Annotated in this window: 19 protein-coding genes, 1 tRNA gene and 1 pseudogene; 5 read left to right on the top strand and 16 right to left on the bottom strand. The window is 35.3% G+C overall.

Going from position 1 to position 18,186, the window contains the following annotated elements; all coding sequences use genetic code 11:
• Positions 1 to 70: 70 nt before the first annotated feature.
• The gene (locus tag B0M43_RS16950; RefSeq protein WP_078007180.1) at positions 71 to 583 is read right to left on the bottom strand and encodes an adenine phosphoribosyltransferase; all 513 of its coding nucleotides are present in this window, start codon (positions 581 to 583) and stop codon (positions 71 to 73) included.
• Between the two features lie 115 nt (positions 584 to 698).
• On the opposite strand from B0M43_RS16950, the gene B0M43_RS16945 reads away from it, so the two are divergent.
• Positions 699 to 772 (top strand) — tRNA-Arg (locus tag B0M43_RS16945).
• On the opposite strand, the gene B0M43_RS16940 is transcribed toward B0M43_RS16945, so the two are convergent.
• The 6 genes from B0M43_RS16940 to B0M43_RS16915 form a co-directional block, all read right to left on the bottom strand.
• Positions 738 to 1,148 carry a hypothetical protein gene (locus B0M43_RS16940; RefSeq protein WP_246860144.1) on the bottom strand — a complete coding sequence of 137 codons (411 nt, stop codon included), beginning with the start codon at positions 1,146 to 1,148 and terminating at the stop codon, positions 738 to 740. The genes B0M43_RS16945 and B0M43_RS16940 overlap by 35 nt on opposite strands.
• Positions 1,149 to 1,174: 26 nt before the next feature.
• Entirely contained in the window at positions 1,175 to 1,840 is a 666-nt protein-coding gene (locus tag B0M43_RS16935) for an IS6 family transposase (RefSeq protein ID WP_078007181.1), read from the bottom strand.
• 1,147 nt (positions 1,841 to 2,987) lie between these two features.
• Positions 2,988 to 4,055 (bottom strand): alpha/beta hydrolase, encoded by a 1,068-nt coding sequence (locus tag B0M43_RS16930; protein WP_371295970.1) that lies wholly within the window; start codon positions 4,053 to 4,055, stop codon positions 2,988 to 2,990.
• 8 nt (positions 4,056 to 4,063) lie between these two features.
• Positions 4,064 to 4,546 (bottom strand): cyclophilin-like fold protein, encoded by a 483-nt coding sequence (locus tag B0M43_RS16925; protein WP_078007183.1) that lies wholly within the window; start codon positions 4,544 to 4,546, stop codon positions 4,064 to 4,066.
• A 10-nt stretch (positions 4,547 to 4,556) separates the two neighbouring features.
• Complete coding sequence (locus B0M43_RS16920) at positions 4,557 to 5,153, bottom strand: DapH/DapD/GlmU-related protein (protein WP_078007184.1); 597 nt, start codon at positions 5,151 to 5,153, stop codon at positions 4,557 to 4,559.
• 85 nt (positions 5,154 to 5,238) lie between these two features.
• Complete coding sequence (locus B0M43_RS16915; RefSeq protein ID WP_078007185.1) at positions 5,239 to 6,117, bottom strand: AraC family transcriptional regulator; 879 nt, start codon at positions 6,115 to 6,117, stop codon at positions 5,239 to 5,241.
• Between the two features lie 616 nt (positions 6,118 to 6,733).
• Here B0M43_RS16915 and B0M43_RS16910 point away from each other — a divergent pair.
• Positions 6,734 to 6,970, top strand: coding sequence for a hypothetical protein (locus B0M43_RS16910; protein ID WP_078007186.1), 237 nt, complete (start codon positions 6,734 to 6,736; stop codon positions 6,968 to 6,970).
• Between the two features lie 317 nt (positions 6,971 to 7,287).
• Here B0M43_RS16910 and B0M43_RS16905 read toward each other — a convergent pair whose 3' ends face one another.
• From B0M43_RS16905 to B0M43_RS16885, 5 genes are all read right to left on the bottom strand, one after another.
• Entirely contained in the window at positions 7,288 to 7,689 is a 402-nt protein-coding gene (locus B0M43_RS16905) for a hypothetical protein (protein ID WP_123921798.1), read from the bottom strand.
• A 69-nt stretch (positions 7,690 to 7,758) separates the two neighbouring features.
• Positions 7,759 to 8,007, bottom strand: coding sequence for a hypothetical protein (locus B0M43_RS16900; protein WP_078007189.1), 249 nt, complete (start codon positions 8,005 to 8,007; stop codon positions 7,759 to 7,761).
• A 40-nt stretch (positions 8,008 to 8,047) separates the two neighbouring features.
• Positions 8,048 to 8,617 (bottom strand): hypothetical protein, encoded by a 570-nt coding sequence (locus B0M43_RS16895; protein ID WP_078007190.1) that lies wholly within the window; start codon positions 8,615 to 8,617, stop codon positions 8,048 to 8,050.
• Between the two features lie 172 nt (positions 8,618 to 8,789).
• On the bottom strand, positions 8,790 to 9,302 hold the full coding sequence (locus B0M43_RS16890) for a hypothetical protein (RefSeq protein WP_246860143.1): 513 nt from the start codon (positions 9,300 to 9,302) through the stop codon (positions 8,790 to 8,792).
• 94 nt (positions 9,303 to 9,396) lie between these two features.
• Positions 9,397 to 9,726 carry a LytTR family DNA-binding domain-containing protein gene (locus tag B0M43_RS16885; RefSeq protein ID WP_078007191.1) on the bottom strand — a complete coding sequence of 110 codons (330 nt, stop codon included), beginning with the start codon at positions 9,724 to 9,726 and terminating at the stop codon, positions 9,397 to 9,399.
• Positions 9,727 to 10,182: 456 nt separating this feature from the next.
• On the opposite strand from B0M43_RS16885, the gene B0M43_RS16880 reads away from it, so the two are divergent.
• The 3 genes from B0M43_RS16880 (at position 10,183) to B0M43_RS16870 (ending at position 14,733) form a co-directional block, all read left to right on the top strand.
• Positions 10,183 to 10,374, top strand: coding sequence for a hypothetical protein (locus B0M43_RS16880; protein WP_078007192.1), 192 nt, complete (start codon positions 10,183 to 10,185; stop codon positions 10,372 to 10,374).
• A gap of 501 nt (positions 10,375 to 10,875) precedes the next feature.
• A complete protein-coding gene (locus tag B0M43_RS16875) occupies positions 10,876 to 12,642 on the top strand; it encodes an Ig-like domain-containing protein (RefSeq protein ID WP_078007193.1) in 1,767 nt (588 codons plus the stop codon).
• A 75-nt stretch (positions 12,643 to 12,717) separates the two neighbouring features.
• Complete coding sequence (locus tag B0M43_RS16870) at positions 12,718 to 14,733, top strand: OmpA family protein (RefSeq protein WP_078007194.1); 2,016 nt, start codon at positions 12,718 to 12,720, stop codon at positions 14,731 to 14,733.
• Between the two features lie 281 nt (positions 14,734 to 15,014).
• Here the strand turns inward: B0M43_RS16870 and B0M43_RS24850 are convergent.
• The 4 genes and pseudogenes from B0M43_RS24850 to B0M43_RS16850 form a co-directional block, all read right to left on the bottom strand.
• Positions 15,015 to 15,347, bottom strand: a pseudogene (locus tag B0M43_RS24850) (DDE-type integrase/transposase/recombinase); the annotation flags it as partial.
• 285 nt (positions 15,348 to 15,632) lie between these two features.
• Positions 15,633 to 15,848, bottom strand: a complete 216-nt coding sequence (locus B0M43_RS16860) for a hypothetical protein (protein ID WP_246860142.1) — start codon at positions 15,846 to 15,848, stop codon at positions 15,633 to 15,635.
• Between the two features lie 96 nt (positions 15,849 to 15,944).
• Entirely contained in the window at positions 15,945 to 17,300 is a 1,356-nt protein-coding gene (locus B0M43_RS16855) for a S41 family peptidase (protein WP_078007198.1), read from the bottom strand.
• 45 nt (positions 17,301 to 17,345) lie between these two features.
• The gene (locus tag B0M43_RS16850) at positions 17,346 to 18,119 is read right to left on the bottom strand and encodes a hypothetical protein (RefSeq protein ID WP_078007199.1); all 774 of its coding nucleotides are present in this window, start codon (positions 18,117 to 18,119) and stop codon (positions 17,346 to 17,348) included.
• Between the last annotated feature and the right edge of the window lie 67 nt (positions 18,120 to 18,186).

Genomic DNA, 18,186 nt, shown 5'->3' with positions numbered 1-18,186 from the left:
TTTATTAAAATATAATATCCCAATGCTGAAATATTTTAGCATTGGGATATTTTTATTAGTGCATCTTTGCTTAGTATGTTATTGCTGCAAAAATAGGATGGTCTTTAATTTTTTCTCTTCCTTTCAGAAAAGTCAGTTCCATCAGGAAATTGCATTGTACAATTTCGCCTCCTAATTTTTCGACCAACTCACAAACCGCTTTTGCGGTCCCTCCTGTTGCCAAAACATCATCATGAATCAAAACCCTGTCTCCCTTTTTTATTGCGTCTGTATGCATCTCTAAACTATCTGTACCATATTCCAGTTCATACGTAGCCGAAATGGTTTCATACGGTAACTTTTTAGGCTTTCTAACAGGAACAAAACCTGCGTTTAATTCCTGAGCTAATAATATTCCAAAGAAAAACCCTCTGCTCTCTGCTCCTACTACTTTATCTATTTTATGCCCTTTTAAAGATTCAACTAAAACCGACAAACACTTTTTGGTCGCAATTGGGTCATTTAGCAGTGGAGTAATATCTTTAAACAAAATTCCTTCTTTTGGAAATCCCTGAATATCACGTACATAATTTTTAATCGTCATTTTTTTTTATTTTTATGTTATTTTATGCTTGCATATCTCGCATTTATGTCTATCTTTGCACCCGCAATAAGCAATCAACAAAGCTACGAAAAATTAGCTTATTGATAACAAAAAAGGCCTCGTGGCGCAACTGAATAGCGCACTTGATTACGGCTCAAGAGGTTACTGGTTTGAATCCAGTCGAGGTCACTACTCGGGACAAAAGAAAAATATCATCTTTTGTCCCGTTTTTTTTTGCCCGTAACCTATTGTTTACCAGATAAATACAGTTAATGATTTCGTTCACTCGGGCGGTGCGGATTTTGTTTTCTGAAAATGTAAAATTTTCAGGGAAAATTAAACCAATTACTTCTCTAGAATCAGCTAAAGTCCCACCATCAAAGGCTTCACCTAGCTTTAAAAGGTTTTCCAATCCAGTCGTGGTTAAATGCTCAATACTGGCCCTTTCGTCTTCTACATTTCCAATGTCTTTTTCCAACTTACTTATAACTGCATTGTACTCAATTTTCATAAGATTGTAATCTTCAGCATCGATTTTCGGTTCTGTCGCATCTGTCAGAATCAAATATAAGAAATTAAGTAATTTAAAATTTAGGCCGCCAATTTACAGAATGATTTAAACATAGTTATCCCTGGTCTAACCATTTGATTCTTTCTCAGCATATGCACAACTTCAATTCCGCTTAACGTCCGTCTTGCTGATTCAAAGCTTTTAAAGCCTAACCCATTTTGTATTCTCCATTTTATAAATCGATGGTCCTGTTCGATTATATTGTTGAGATATTTACACTGCCGGATTTTAATCTTTGAGAATGAACGTTTGTTATAGACTTTGATTGCTGCAGTATTAGAACCGCTTTTATCAATGTTTATTACTCTTGGCCGGCAATTATTATTAATTGCTTTAATTAGAAAAGACTGAGCGCTCATTCTTTGTCTTTTTCTGGTCAAAAGAAAGTCAACCGTATTACCTAATTTATCTACCGCTCGATATAAATAACACCATATACCTTTTACTTTGATATAGGTCTCATCCAATCTCCAGCTCTTCCCCACTCTGCCTTTTCTCTTCTTCATTTCTAACTCGATGAAAGGTGTAAACTTATAGACCCAGCGTTGAATAGTAGCATGATCAACATGAACTCCGCGCATTTTCATGATCTCTTCAACATCCCGATAACTAAGTGTAAATCTTAGTTTGAAATATACTGCCTGAAGAATTATGCATTTTGGATAACAATGACCTTTAGTATTCATCTTTTTGATCGGTTTAAAATTCTAAAGATAAAAGTTATTCCTAGATGCGACAGAACCCAATGTTTGGCTCTACAAAATTTAAATATTTATATATCATCTTCAAAGATCTTTTTTCGGTGGTTCACACCCCAATTAGCAAGTAATTCATAAAGCCAAAGAAAGACAATCCTATCTCAACTTAAGCTTTCTTTTCAAACCCTCTATAATATTTTTAGAATTGTATATTAATTTACTGTCATAAACCAACTGAGTTTTTATATTTTTTTGCATCAATCCCCAACAGGACATCTAAACCAAATTTACAAAGCCAATGGAAGACAGACCATTACATATAGTAAGCCAATTTCTTCAAATCATCCAAAAATGATGTTGAAATTTGTCCTGTCCCTGTCACAAACAAGCCAAATGGCGCCAATTGAAGACAATTGGCGCCATTTTTTTATAATCTCACTTATTTTTATTAGTCTAAAGAGCCGGGCTCCTCAGCAGCCATACCCGATAGAAGTGGAAATCCTTTTTTGCGGGGTTCGGCAGAAAAGATTGCAACGGATAGCGGGAAAAAACTCAAAAAAAATAATATCAAACCGAAAAAGATATAGCAAAAAATTACGACAAGCACCACCGTAATTCCCAAACCAAATCAAAGACCCAAAAACCGCAGCAGAAAACACCCAACCCCTATAACCCGCAGAACCCTTATAAGGAACAACAAAGCGGCCCCAAAGACATAACCTGAAAGGACATTGAAGGACCTTATAGAGAATGACCCTTTAAAGGGGGTTTGAAACTGATATGGATACTGAAAAGAACAATTAGGCTGAAAATGATTGCTTTGAGACCATAGAACCAGATCAGAATAATCCGGTCAAGAGGGAATTCGAAATTGGGCAGCTTGGCCGTGAGGATCTTAAAGAAGATGAACTCACAAGGGATGACACAGGTCGTAGTGCAACCCGCTAAACTAAGCCTTCCCAGCGGAAATTTTAATGTACTTAGATCAAGGAATGTATAAAAAATTAATTACCGCAAGGGCTTCTGCATATTATAATTAAAAAAACCTCCAAAATCAAATGACTTTGAAGGTTTAATCAGCGTGAGCTCCTAGGAGATTGAGTTAATTGATATTTGATAAAAACCGCGCGATATTTTATTTCAAATTATCATTAAAGAAACGCTCTAATTTACAAAATGGAATAACATCTACTTTGTCATAAAGATCTACGTGAACTGCATTTGGGATAATTACTAATTCTTTAGGTTCATTTGCTATTTTAAAAATATCTTCGCTAAAGTATCTCGAATGTGCCTTTTCCCCTGCAATCAATAACATTGGTCGTGGCGCAATTTCCTTTACATAAGCGAGTATTGGCATATTTATAAAAGAAATTGGATTGGTTGCAAGCCAGGCTCCGTTTGAGTTCACAGAGTTGACCTGAAAACCACGCGGTGTCCTGTAATAGTCAAAATATTCCTTTACAAATTGCGGCTCATCACCATTCAATTTTTCAGGCAGGTTCCTTGGACCAGCTGCCTGTTTACCAGCCTGAGCATCTTTGTAACGCTGCTCGCCCAAAGTTTCCAGTGTCTTGGTTCTTTGCTCGGGAGTAACCGAGTCATTATAGCCTTTTGACATTACGCGGGTCATATCATACAAACTTGTCGTGGCAACCGCTCTCACCCTTTTATCAATAGCTGTAGCATTGAGGGCAAAACCGCCAAAACCGCAAATCCCGATAATCCCAATTTTGTTCCTATCAACGTTCTTGTGCAATCCTAAAAAGTCAACCGCAGCGCTGAAATCTTCCGTATTGATTTCCGGCGATGCCAGGTTTCTTGGCTCGCCACTACTCTCCCCTGTATAAGCCGGGTCGAAAGCCAAAGCAATAAAACCGCGTTCAGCCATCTGATTGGCATATAATCCAGACGATTGCTGTTTCACCGCTCCAAAAGGCCCGCTGATGGCTAATGCAGACAATTTTTCAGTTCCAGCATTTTTAGGAAAGTATAAATCTCCGCTTAAAGTAATACCATAACGGTTTTTGAAGCTCACTTTTTGACGCTTTACCTTATCGCTTAATTGGAATGTATAATGTTCTTTTGATGTGTTCATTTTTTCTGAATTTAATTTTGTTTTTTGTGCAAATAATTGCCCTGTTATCAGAAACAATATTGTGATTGCCAATGCTTTTTTCATTTTATTTTTAATTGCTTTCATTTTTTATTTTAATTGTTTTCAAATTTCAGCACTACGTTTCCGGTACCCATTGCAGCAGGAAGTCCCGATGGATTGTCAATATATCCCAGTTTTGTATAACTATAGGAAGTGTTGAAACTTTTATAAAAAAGCACCAGCACATTGTTTCCGTAAAGCGTTAAATCTCCCGCTTTTATATCGCCTCCCATTGAAGCATTTGTCGGAAGAGGACTAGGTAAATCATAATACTTTTCGTTGCCATTGAGTTCTGTCATATCGATGGTCAGCGGAAGCATTGCTTTTAGTGCTGCTGTACTTGGGTTGTTATACAATGTTGCAGTAAAAACCGCTGTACCAATTGTTATTTTCATTTTTAATTTTGAATTATTAGTATTTTCATTTCCATTCTCATTGTTTTGCGGTACCGTTTCATTGTCATTGCCACAACCTGCGTTACAAAAGGAAAAAGCGAAAAAAACAGCCATAACGGTTAGAAAAGATTTCAGTTTCATAATCTATCTTTTAAAATTGAACATTTTTAATGAATTTTGCAGGAATCCCGCCAACTATGATATTATCGGGAACATCTTTGGAAACTACTGCCCCTGCTGCGACAACTGCATTTTCCCCAATGGTAACCCCGGGCAAAATCGTGGCTTTGGCACCAATCCATGCATTTTTTTTGATGATAATGGGTTTAGCAATCAGTCCTTTTCTCTCCTTGGGATCTAATGGATGGCTTTCGGTAATAAGGCTGACTTTCGGGCCAATTAAAACATCATCTTCAATGGTAATGCCGCCGAGTGCCAAAAAGGTGCAGTCAAAATTGATAAATACGTTTTTGCCGATCGAAATGTGTTTTCCGTAGTTGATATAAAGGGGTGTAAAAACGGTTACATCCTGAACTTTTGTATCTAAAATTATGCTCAGTATCTGTGCAATTTCCTCTGGATTTGAGGAATTATTCATCTGGTTAAGCAATGCTTTGACAGCAAATGCCTCTTCTCTTAATCTGCCTAGTTGCGGATCGTTTGGAAGTATCGCCTCACCGGCTAAAAGCCTCTCAAAAATATCTTTTTGAAATGGTGCAGCTTTGGAAATAGGGTTTTTATCTGACATAATATTTGAATTAAATATTCAGATACAAAGATAAGACTGCCTTTAAGCAGGGAAGTAACGATTATCAAACCAAAGCTTAAGAAATTCAAACTTCCGTCAGACGAAACGAAGTGGGATTGGTCCCAGTAATTTTTTTGAAGAAATTATTGAAGTAGGTCGGATATTCAAATCCTAGGGCGTAAGCAATTTCAGAAATACTCCAATCGCTGTGCTGCAAAAGTGCCTTGGCTTCTGTGATGATTCGCTCTGTAATATGAGTAGTTGTTGATTTTCCCGTCACTTCTTTTACAGCCCTGTTCAGGTAATTAATATGCACATTGAGATGCTGGGCGTAATGCTGCGCCGTTCTTAATTGAAGCGGACTGGAAGCGGTTTCAATAGGAAACTGTCTTTCCAGCAGTTCTAAAAACACAGATGCTAATCTGGAAGAAGCATTCTTGTTTTGCTCGAAATTCTCAGAAGGTTCCATCTTTAAGGATTCGTGAATAATAAGACTGATGTAATTGCGAATCAGTTCATCTTTAAATACATAATCACTTTTTTGCTCGGCAATCATTTTCTGAAAAATAGTATTCAGAAAGCCTCTCTGCTCTTCTGTGATTTTCAAAACAGGTGTTCCCCCTATTTTAAAAAAGGAAGATTGCTGCAGGCTTTCAGAACGTTCGGAGTTTTTAAAAAACTCCTCAGAAAATAAAATAGTGTAACCAACGTAAGTGGTGGAAATGGTTTCCCACGAATACGGAATGTGCGGATTTCCGAAAAAAAGAATCGTGCCTTCCTGCTCATAGGTCTTATCGGAATAATGAATCCTGCTTTTCCCTGTAGTGAGGCAGATTTTATAAAATTCCTTTCTGCTGTAGGTTCTGGTTTCTGCGCCATCATCCTCTATCTGAAATGCTTTAAAACCCTGGAGTTTCAGTTCATTGTTAAACTGCGAAATTTCTCTTGTTATGATCTCTTTCATTTTGCAAAGTTAAGAAATTCAAACATAGCATAACTCTTTAATCTTAATTTAAATCTAAATCACTTATCCATTAAAATCATGACCTAGCCCCGATAGCAGTGGAAATCCTTTTGTGCCGGGGTTCGGCACAAAAGATTGCAACGGATAGCGGGAAAAAGCTCCAAAAAAAATATTAAACCTAAAAAAATATACCGCCCAACCTGCCCCGTAACGATCCTTTAAAAAAAACGACAGCAATAATCTAATTCAAAAAATAAAACAAAAAATCCCCATACAACCAAAAATTACCACAAGCACCGCCGTAATTCCCAAAACCCGATCAAAGCCCCAAAACACGCAGCCAAAAGCACCAGCCCCTATGACCCGCAGAACCCTTAAAAGGAACCCCAAAGCGGCCCCAAAGACATAACCTGCAAGGACATAGAAAAGGATCTTATAGAGAATGACCGTTCAAAGGGGTCTCAAACTGATTGCAAAAAGTAAAAATAAATTCGGCATAGTAATTTAATGACTGCCAGTATAGTTGGAACAAAAGCAGAGAAGATAACTTAAATTTTAAGCCAACACCCCCCCCTCACCCCTTGACAAACCTGAACTTTTTACCTATTTTTGCCCCATGACCCCAGAAGAAATAAAACGTTATTTTGAAGCCACTCCCCTGCCTGAGGAAGTGGAGTTAAAGCCCTGGGCTAAAATCACAGATTCCCAGCTTTTCCTTAAAAGCTGTTTCCTTACTATATACCATTATAAAGGAGACCTTGAAATGTGCCCTGCCTGGTGGCATCTAAAAGAGTTTTATACACTTGTAAGACGAGGTTCAAAGGAAACTAAAAGCGAGAATCAAACGGAGTAAACCCGAAATTTTCAGCCCTGCTTTAAGCGCATCTTTCCCTGCTTGTCCCCACTCAACCCTTTCTCTGCTTGATCTCCAACTCAAGCAAAGGTGTAAACTTATAAACCCGGCGCTGAATAGTAGCATGATCAACAGAAACTGCCCGCATTTCCATGATCTCTTCAACATCCCGATAGCTTAATGTAAACCTAAGTTTAAAATATACGGCCTGCAGTAAAATAGACTTCGGATAGCAATGATCTTTCATATTGATGTGTTTAAGAATTTAAAAAAGGTAAAGCTAAAACTTAGCTTTAGATGCGACAGAACCTCTAGTTTCATTCATAAATTATTGTCCAATTCAAATGATCTAATTCTTCAACTGTAAAAAGATACTTTTTATTGTAAATATTTTTGCTAAATATTGTTTCCCAACCATATTTATCTACTGTATCTTTTTCAATAATATAATATCTTAGTTTTTGATTGTCGCAAGTTTTTATATACTCTTCCCAATGAGGTTTCACGATCAAATTAATGTCATCCTCATTGGCTTTTGTCTCATGAGGAGGAAAAGAATATTGAGGAACGCTATCCTTAGTTAGATCATGTTGGAGATAAAAGCAGTATATACTATTATTAGATTTGTTATGGGTAATAATACCTCTACTGTCAGTTATATCCATACAAGATGTAAATAATGAAAGTAAAATCGTACTATATAACATTAAATTTTTCATACTAAGGGTTAAAAGGTTTAAGATGGTGTGTTAAGTTATAAATTTCGTGCTTACTTAAATAATTTGAATCTATCGGGTATTTTTTAGGATCCCAATAGTATTTGCCCTAATTTCTGTCCAATTAGATGACGCTGAGGCAGAATTTGCTGTAACAATACTTGACCACATAGCATAACTATAAAAGTTTAATGGTGCGGCTTGAGCATGCAGGTAATGACCATATTCGTGAATTAAAAGCAGTCCGCCTTTTGAATCTAAACCATTTTTCTTATAGTCATTATAAAATTCAAAAGAAGTAATAGATAATAACCCTGCCAATTGCCAAAATCAGTTACAATAGCTGTTGCTAAACGTTGTATTATTTTATACTTGGTGATTGCACAATTTTCGGTAAATAAGTAGATTTTTTATGTTCAATCAGAACTCGCTTTTCTATTTCCCTAATTTCAAATTTTGGATTATCAATTTCTGCCTTTTCAGATTGTTTCAATATTACATCTTCTAATTGGTTAAAAATTACATTAAATGCATTTGACATATATGGTTCTACAAAACACAATTCTTGGTTGTCAAATGCAATAAAGTTATAAGTTCCCGCGTAATGTTTTCCCGCGTCCATTTTAGTTTTAACTAATTGTTTTTCTAAAGATTTCTTACCAATCATTAATGAATTAATTTGACTCGTAAGTTCATTTGATAATTGGTACCGGTAAAATTTTAATCCATTGTTACCATTTAAATGAACAGTAACAATTCCGTATTCATTAATTTGCGCATAGACTGTAACGTTAATTTTTGGTTGATTTCCATTTGTTTGATAATATGTTAGGTCTATTCTTTTAAAATTAAGTTTTAGATGCTGTTGGGCATTAACACTAAATGATAAAATGGTTAAGAAAAGAATGATTTGTAATTTTAATGCTTTCATATAAATGGGTTGTTGCTTGGATTCAGATTTTGGTCACGTTCTCAAGCTACAAGCAGTTTGGGATTAAGGACGATAAATCTTCGGCTAAACTCAAATTTATCTGACACAAGACCAACATCCAATTTAGACTAAAACCCAAATTGCTTGTAGCGTGTGTTAGTGGAAGTTTTTTTTAATTTCTGTCAAATGTTTTCGGAATTATATTTTTGTCCGTTTCTCCACAAAATATCCACGAAATAATAAACCAACGATTATTTTCAAAAACTAATTGAATGCTATTAATTCCTCTTCTTTCAACTTGTCCGCCTTTTTCTAATTTTGTTTCATAAGTACTCCAAACGTGGGCAATATTGCTAAAAATTCTAACCTCTCGATTAACTTCACTTTCATAAAAAGCTGTGTTAAAAACCATTTCATCAGTTTCTTTATGAAATTCCTGCAATGTCATAGTTACTTGTTCTTGTTTTTTTCTGTCAAAATAAGAGTAAATTACTTTTTGATGGTGCAAATAATTATCTCTTTCCCATTGCCTTTTTGCCCCTTTTTCACCTGAAACGATCTCATAACTTGCTTTCATCAATGCATCAATTGTTTTTGCATCATTCTCAAATGATTTGCTTTGTGCCTTTAAATTCCCTGTTGTCATAAATACCATAGTTGTTAAGTAAAATAAAAATTGTCTCATAATCTTTTTTTACAAAGCAACTCATATAATTTTGTCCAAAAAAATAAGTTATTTACTTCGTTTAGGTTTTTATGTAATCTGTCACATTTCTTATTTAAAGTAGCAATTTGTCAATACTACTTAATAGACATTCTTTGTAACTTTTTGCTATTGTGATTTTATGCTCCCCTAAAATTAAATGATTATCTTCTATATAGTCTACATTTTTCAAATTCACGATGTTTGAATTATGAACCCTCATAAATTCATCCGGCAATTTGTCAATAAGCTCTTTTAAGGTTTTGTAGTAGATATATTTTTTATTGTTTTTGACAAAGATTTCAACATAATTTCCCAATCCTTTTACAAACAAAATGTCGTCAAAACTTAATTTTATTAATTTTCTATCAGTCTTTATAAAAGTGAAATTTTGTTGATTTATCATTTTAAGGTTGTTTCATTAAAATTGTCACTAACTTATTTATATGTGTGATAAAACTACACAAAGCCAAGCAAAGTAGGTATATATAGGTGATAATTATTAAACAATATTTATTTCAAATATATCTTTTTTTTATTATAAATCATCAAAAAGATATTATGGGGCTGATAAAATCATTATTGAAAAATAAAAGCCGAAAAATAAAAAATGGATTCAATTCTTAGCCCCGATGGCAGTGGAAATCCTTTTGTGCCGGTGTTCGGTACAAAAGATTGCTTCGCCAGTTCGCTTGCGCTCGGGTGCAGCGTACAGCGGGAAAAAGCTCCTAAAAAATAATATTAAAACTAAAAACTAACATTAGACCTAAAAAATAATAGTATACACAATCAGCCATGACCACTCCCAATCATTAAAATTCATTTTTATGACACTGGAATAAAAATCTAAATAACAAGAGTAATGGACCAGCTAAATCCTTTAACGCAATTCTTCAAAGCAATAGAAAAAGACCAGCGTATCGGCATTACCCATATTGGAATTTTTGCGGCATTACTACAATTCAGAACTGCTGCAGGTTATATTAATCCTGTTAAAGCATATAGGCATGAAATTATGAAGATTGCTAAAAAATCACTCTCAGTACCACCGTAATTCCCAAACCAAAACAAAGACCCGAAACACGCAGCCAAAAGCACCAGCCCGTATGACCCGCAGAACCCTTAAAAGGAACCCCAAAGCAGACCCAAAGAAATAACTGGGAAGGACATAGAAAAGGACCTTATAGAGAATGCCCCATGGGAGGGGTCTCAAACTGATATGGATACCCAAAAAAAGCAATGAAGCTCAAAATGATTCCTTTGAGACCATAGCGCCCCAAAAGGATAATCATGTAAAGAAGGAATTCGAAATTGGGGAGCTTGGCCAACAGGAGCTTCAGTAAGATGAACTAACACGGGATGAGAAAGGTAATGGATCACAGGGCAATACCAAACCTTCCCAGCGAAAATTTTAATCACTGGGATTTGATGCCTGTAAAAAAAACATTCTACACATAGTGTTAATCATACAACTATTTAGATAGAGTTGTATAATGTTTAAGTACCATTCGGCATCACCTTTACCGAATCAAATAATCTAATTCAAAAAAATCAAATGAAAATTAAAACTCTACTATTAACCTTTGTTATATTGTGTGCTGCCCTGATTACAGGATGTGAAAATGATGAGTTTGAAGAAGTTGTTGGATTATGTCCGATAGTCGAATCAACAACTCCTTTAAGTAATACCTTAAATGTTCCATTGGGACAGGTTATTACTGCAACGTTCAACGAGGAAATGGATCCAGGTTCCATTAATACGACTTCTTTTATTGTAGCAGGATCATCCCCTCTTGCAGGAACAGTTAGTTATTCTGGAAAAACAGCGTCGTTCAAGCCGTTATCTCCACTTTCAGAGAATACTACTTACACTGCTAAAATCACCACCAAAGTAAAAGACGTAATGGGTATTTTTTTACAGCTTGAATATGTATGGGTATTTTCTACCGGTACACTTTTAAGACCCGTCGTTATTGCTGTAGATCCTATAAATGATGCCACGTCAGTGCCTTTAAATAAAACAATTTCTGCAACATTCAATATGGACATGAGTCCAGCATCATTGAACAACAATACTTTTAAAGTTCGTCAGGGGACCAATGCTGTAGCGGGATCAATTTCCTATACAGGATCAACGGTATCATTTATTCCGGCAAGTCCTTTATTAGCTAATAAAATCTATACTGTAACGATAACTACCGGTGTAAAAAACTCCATGGATACTCCCATGACAGCAGATTATACCTGGAATTTTACGACAGATATGATTCCAACAGTAATTGCAACAGATCCTATGAATAACGCCATTAATGTGGCTTTAAATCAAACTGTAACTGCTAATTTTAGTACTATAATGGATGCTGCGTCAATTAATACGGGTACATTTACGCTAAAGCAAGGTACTACAACAATTCAAGGTACCGTTTCTTACTCTGGTACTACAGCTTCGTTTAATCCGGCAAACTCTCTTGTAGTAGGAAAAATTTACACTGCTACAATTACCAATGGAGCAAAAAGCATAGGTGGAAATTCAATGGCTGCTGATTATGTTTGGAACTTTACAACTGTATTATTACCTCCAGTACCGTCAGTGATAGACCTTGGTACTGCCGCTATGTTTGGAGCTTTTGGTGGTAACGCCGGAATTACAAATCAGGGATTAAATACCGTAATAAATAATGGAAGTCTTGGTACAACAGCCGCTTCAACCCTTATTACAGGATTTCATGACGGCCTTATTGTTTATACTGAGACTCCCCTTAATGTTGGAAATGTTACAGGTGATATTTTTGCAGCTCCTCCAGCTCCTGGAGCAGCTACATCATTGGCAATTGCACAAAAAGGATTACTGGATGCAAATGCGGCTTATTTAAGTATTTCACCAGCAGCAAAGCCAGGTGGTTCAGATCCGAATGCTGGCGAATTAGGTGGATTAACATTAGCTCCCGGTGTTTATAAGTCAGCAAGTGGTACTTTCAAAATTAGCAATGGTAACCTGACACTAGATGCTCAGGGTGATCCGAATGCTACGTGGATTTTCCAAACTGCTTCAGGATTAACAGTGGGAATTGCAGGACCTACAGGTGCTAAAAGTGTCATACTGATAAACGGCGGATTGCCTAAAAACGTTTTTTGGTATGTAGGTAGTGCTGCGACGATCAATAGTGCCGGTGGCGGAACGATGGTCGGAACTATTATTGCCAATTCTGGTGTTACTTTTTCTACTGCAGGAAATGCAAATCAAACGGTGCTGAACGGAAGAGCTATATCTCTGGTTGCCTCTGTAACGATGGTAAATACAACCATTAATGTTCCTAACTAACATTTACTAAATAATATATCCCGTCTTCGGACGGGATTTTTTTTCTCAATATAAACAATACCTAAATAAACGTAAATGAAAACTAACATTAGTTTTAAAACACCTCTATACATAAATAAAATTTCACAAAAAACGCTATTATACAAATTTTTGGTTTTGGTTTTAGTATCCTTGAGTGTTCAAACAACACTTCATGCACAAGAAACTTATTATACAAAACCTTCCTGGTACTTTGGTGTTGCGGGAGCTACCAACTATAATTTTTATCGTGGATCAACGCGACAGCTTAATTCTACTTTGACACCTCCTGTTACTTTTCATAATGGCGAAGGAGCAGGACTATATTTGGCACCACTTGTCGAATTTTATAAACCCAATACAATGCTGGGGTTTATATTTCAGGCAGGTTATGACAGTAGAAAAGGTTCTTTCGATCAGAAAGTAACTCCTTGTAATTGCCCTGCAGACTTATCTGCTAATTTAAATTATATCACTGTAGAACCAAGCATTCGTTTTGCACCTTTCAAATCTAACTTTTATTTATATGGAGGACCGCGTTTGGCTTTCAACATAGACAAATCATTCAAATATAAACTTGGAACAAATCCTGCCTATCCGGAACAAGAGCAACCGGCTACTGAAAGAGGTGATTTTGATGCCATAAATAATACACTTATTTCGATGCAAATCGGAGCAGGTTACGATATTCCATTATCTTCACAAAATCACAAATCACAATTTATTTTGTCTCCATTTGTGAATTTCCAGCCTTATTTTGGACAACATCCCCGCTCCACCGAGACTTGGAGTATCACTACTTTAAGAGTTGGTATGGCACTTAAGTTCGGACAAGGAAAAGCACTGGATCAACCGGTAACAGCAGAATCAAAGGTGCAATTTTCTGTAAATGCGCCTAAAAATATTCCCGGAGAACGTAACGTGCGAGAAGTATTTCCCTTACGTAATTATGTTTTTTATGATCTTGAATCTAATAAAATTCCCAATCGCTATAAATTATTGACAAAAGATGAGGTTAAAGAATTCAATGAAGATCAGGTTGGAATTACAGCTAGTGTAAATCCATCGGGTCGTTCTGCACGACAAATGGCAGTATATTATAACGTCATTAATATTCTTGGAAATAGAATGGTAAAAAATCCTGCTGCCAATGTTACACTTGTCGGATCTTCAGAAAAAGGAACTGAAGATGGTACTGCTATGGCCGAATCTATTAAAAATTATCTGGTTACTGTATTTGAAATAAACGCTGCAAGAATAACGACAAAAGGGCAACTAAAACCTTCTATTCCATCTGAACAGCCTGGTGCAACAAAAGAATTGATGCTGCTTCGCGAAGGAGATCGCAGGGTTTCTATCGAAAGTAATTCTCCTGACTTATTGATGGAATTTCAAGCTGGTCCTGATGCTCCATTAAAACCGTTAGAGCTTATTACGGTTCAGGAAGCACCAATTGACAGTTATATTACCGTTGATGCATCCGGTGCAGCAAAAGCATATTCTTCATGGTCATTAGAAACTACAGATCCAGATGGAAAAGTAAAGTCTTTTGGTCCTTACACTCAGGAAAAAGTAAGCATTCCGGGTAAAAGTATTATGGGAACCCGCTCTGAAGGTGATTACAAAGTAAAAATGATTGGAAAAACAAAAAGTGGTACTATTGAAGAAAAATCAACTACCACTCATATGGTTTTGTGGACACCCTCTAAAACAGATGAAGGTCTTAGATACAGCATTCTTTTTGAATTTAACAAATCAAAAACAATTGCTTTGTATGAGAAATATTTAAGGGAAGTTGTTACGCCTAAAATACCTAAAAACGCTGTTGTTATCATTCATGGTCACACTGATATTATTGGAGAAGAGTCTTATAATTTAAATTTATCCACAGACAGAGCCAATGAAGTGAAGGGTATACTAGAGAACGCCTTGTCAAATTCTGGCAGGAAAGATGTAAAATTCCAGGTACATGGTTTTGGAGAAGATGAAAGTATGGCAGCATTTGAAAATAAACTTCCTGAAGAACGTTTTTACAACCGTACGGTTATAATTGACATTATTTCAGCTAAATAAACTTATTTGTACATTTTGCTTTTAACATGAATATTGAAATAGCATCTCTGCAATCACTTAAAAAAACTCTAAATCGTTAATTTAGAGTTTTTTTTTTTTTCACGATGGCTTTGTTTATGTTTGATTGGCCTAAGTTGCTACTTAAAGAACTCTTAATCTAAACATTAGTGAATTTTTTATTTCCGTTTCATCTTTATAAGACATAAAAACCAGAAAAATATTTTACGAAAAAATACGTTATTTTTTTGCACCGCCTGTAAATTAGAAATACGATAATTGGGTTAATTTACTCTCTCCAAAACAAAATAGGGCTCCTCAGCAGCCCTAGCCCCGATAGAAATGGAAATCCTTTTGTGCGGGTTTCGGCACTTTATAAAAAGATGATCCTGTTCTACAATATTGTTGAGATATTTACACTGCCGGATTTTAATCTTTGAGAATGAACGTTTATTATATACTTTGATCGCTGCGGTATTAGAACCGCTTTTATCAATGTTTATTACTCTTGGCCGGTAATTATTAGCAATTGCTTTAATTAGCAATGACTGAGCACTCATTCTTTGTCTTTTTCTGGTCAAAAGAAAGTCAACTGTATTGCCTAATTTATCTACTGCTCGATATAAATAACCAAATACCCTTTACTCTGATATAGGTCTCATCCAATCTCCAACTCGCCCCCACTCTGCCTTTTCTGTTCTTCATCTCTGCCTCAAGCAAAGATGCAAACTTATAAACCCAACGCTGAATCGTGGCATGATCCACAATGACTCCTCTAATCTTCATTAGTTCTTCAACATCACGGTAACTAAGCATAAATCTTAGCTTGAAATATACTGCCTGAAGAAAAAACCAAAACGAACTAACGGTTATAAGTAATTAAAAAAAGAGTGAATAAAGCGCTAAGTCGTAATTCTTTTATTTTCTGTATTTAACTTTCTGAGATTTTTATGCAGAATACTGCGAGTTGCTCTCTTTTTACTTTCATAATCTCTGGTGCATCTTTCCAGTTCGGCAAGTAGTAGCTTAAAATTGTTATACAATATGGTAAGTTCTGCCATATCAGTTCGTATTTTGGCATCTTCTTCACATTCTGTTTTGGCAATAATTAGTGACATATTTTCGTATATCTGAAAAATATCTAACAAATTTAAATGTTCTCTCTTATCAATTCCTTGCATAATAAGTTTCTCAAATATTTATAAAAATCAGGATTACGGATTAAAGCGTAATAAAGGATCTACATCTGTGTAAATTGTTGAAAGAGGTAATGAGCGCAATGTGGCTGTCTTCATTTTACTTGTATTTCCGGATATGGCATTTAATGCCTGGTTCAACAAAATTTCCGAAGTATTCCCTAACGGAAACACTTCTGGCTGCTGCAATTCATTTGCGGCCATAACCGGATTTATTCCTTTTGAGTAATCACCTTCATGTCTGGCATTAAACAATTTATAGATTGACGGGTACAATATCCAACCTCTTTTTCCCGAAATCCGATCATCTTCTATAGGAAAACCGGCAACGTCTTTACCAAATGTTTTTTCGCCTATTGTAATTACCTCCATATAAGGCTTTAAGTTGTTGATAATAAGCTCAGATGCTGATGCTGTGCGGTTTCCACAAAGTACATATACTCTGCTAATAGAAGGATGTGCATTGCGCAATGCCTCAAAACTAACTTTAGACTCATTGCTTTGCAAGGCTTGTAAAAAAGACTGATCGACATTGCCTCCGTTGGCATTTCCTTCAAATTTTATAAACAAATTATTAGACTGAATATTTGGCGCCAAAATAATACTTAATGCTGTTGCAGATGAGACATCTCCTCCTCCATTATACCTTAAATCCAAAACAAGTTCTGTTATCGATTTACTTTTTAATTCCTGTAATATTTGTAAAAATAATTGCGCCTGGCCCACATCAAAATGCGAAATTTCGATATAGCCAATTTTAGTATTTTTAGCTTCAATTACCTGATAATTTATAGGTTGTCCAAAAGTATATCCCTGCAATAATGAAATTTCTTTTGACTCAGAAAAACCTGATTGAGCTGAATAAGAAGTGATTTCTAAATTTAAATTAGATGATGCTATTATACTTTTATAAAGATTATTATAATTAGTAACATTCAATTCGGTACCATTAATTTTTGTGATTAATTGTCCCCTCAATAAGCCGCTGTTTTTGGCTGGAGAATCATATAACACATATAAAATCACACCATAAAATTTACCCCGAAATTCAATAAAAGACAAATCAAATCCGTATTTTGTTCTGATGCTTTTCGGTGCTGTTTCAGGTAATTCAGGGTGAATGGCATAGGAATAAACATCATCTTTCTGTAGTAATTTACTAAAATATTCTTTTGAATTTAAAGATAAATTACCCTTATCTGGCATTGTTTCATTCCATTTATAATATTTTTTCATTTGGTTATACATCCAGTCGTTTGTATATTTATTGGAACCTTGTTCATAAACTTCGGGTTTGTCATCGACTTCACAGGAAATTAATAAAAGGCTGAAAAAAAGAAAAAAAAAGATTCTGATAAGAGAAGAATATTTCATTTTAAATCTTTAAAATTAACGGACAAAACTCTTAAAACAATTCGATTAGAAATTAAAAAAATCCACCAAATTCAGGGTTGCATCTATACCTGAAAATTGGCCATTATCCGCCTTTTTTTCATCCAGTACAATCAATCTTGATTTGTCTTGGGTCATTAACATAATTACAAAAACTTGCTTTCCGGCTATGTAAGATTCTGTTGTACCCTGTTTTACCAATTCCATTTTTATAATTGGAGGCAACGAAGCAGGAAATTCGACAAAAGTGCTGTATTCGTCTTTTCCAATATTTTTTGCTATACCTACCGTTTCGCCGTTTAAATTTCGTATAATTCCGTCCAAATTTCCTTTGTATCCAGTGTTTGAGTACTTATTTAATGTTGGAAAAATAAATTTGAATCCGGCATTTCCGGGCTTTGTTAATACTCCGGGCTTTGTAGATAATACGTTGTCAACCCATAAATCTTTTTTGGTATAAAACGAAATGGTATCAATATCCTGCTCACTTGTTATTTGATAGGAATGCAAAATTTCTTTGCTTCTTTTATTGGTAATCACAACATTTTTGGGCTCATTTTCATAGATCACAAAATCATAATCTTTGACAATATTTTTGACAAATGCATTCTTATTTCCAATTTTTATTACTTTACCATTAACAGCAATCTGAATTGAATCCGCCCGTGCGTTATAACCTCTAATAACCAGCTTACCCGGCTTTTGCTGCTGGTAGTAAGGAACCAATTCGTCATTTGCGCAAGACCCTAAAAAGAGAATTGCCATTAAAAAATAAAGTGCTTTTACAATCTTGTTTTTCATTTTATATATGTAATTAGCAACTGTTTTTCTTCTTCGATAAAAACAATTACTGATTTATTTTTAGTTT

The sequence above is a fragment of the Flavobacterium sp. KBS0721 genome (genome assembly GCF_002007065.3).
In the GTDB taxonomy this organism is placed as follows: domain Bacteria; phylum Bacteroidota; class Bacteroidia; order Flavobacteriales; family Flavobacteriaceae; genus Flavobacterium; species Flavobacterium piscis.
This window is presented reverse-complemented; position numbering and strand designations above follow the sequence as displayed.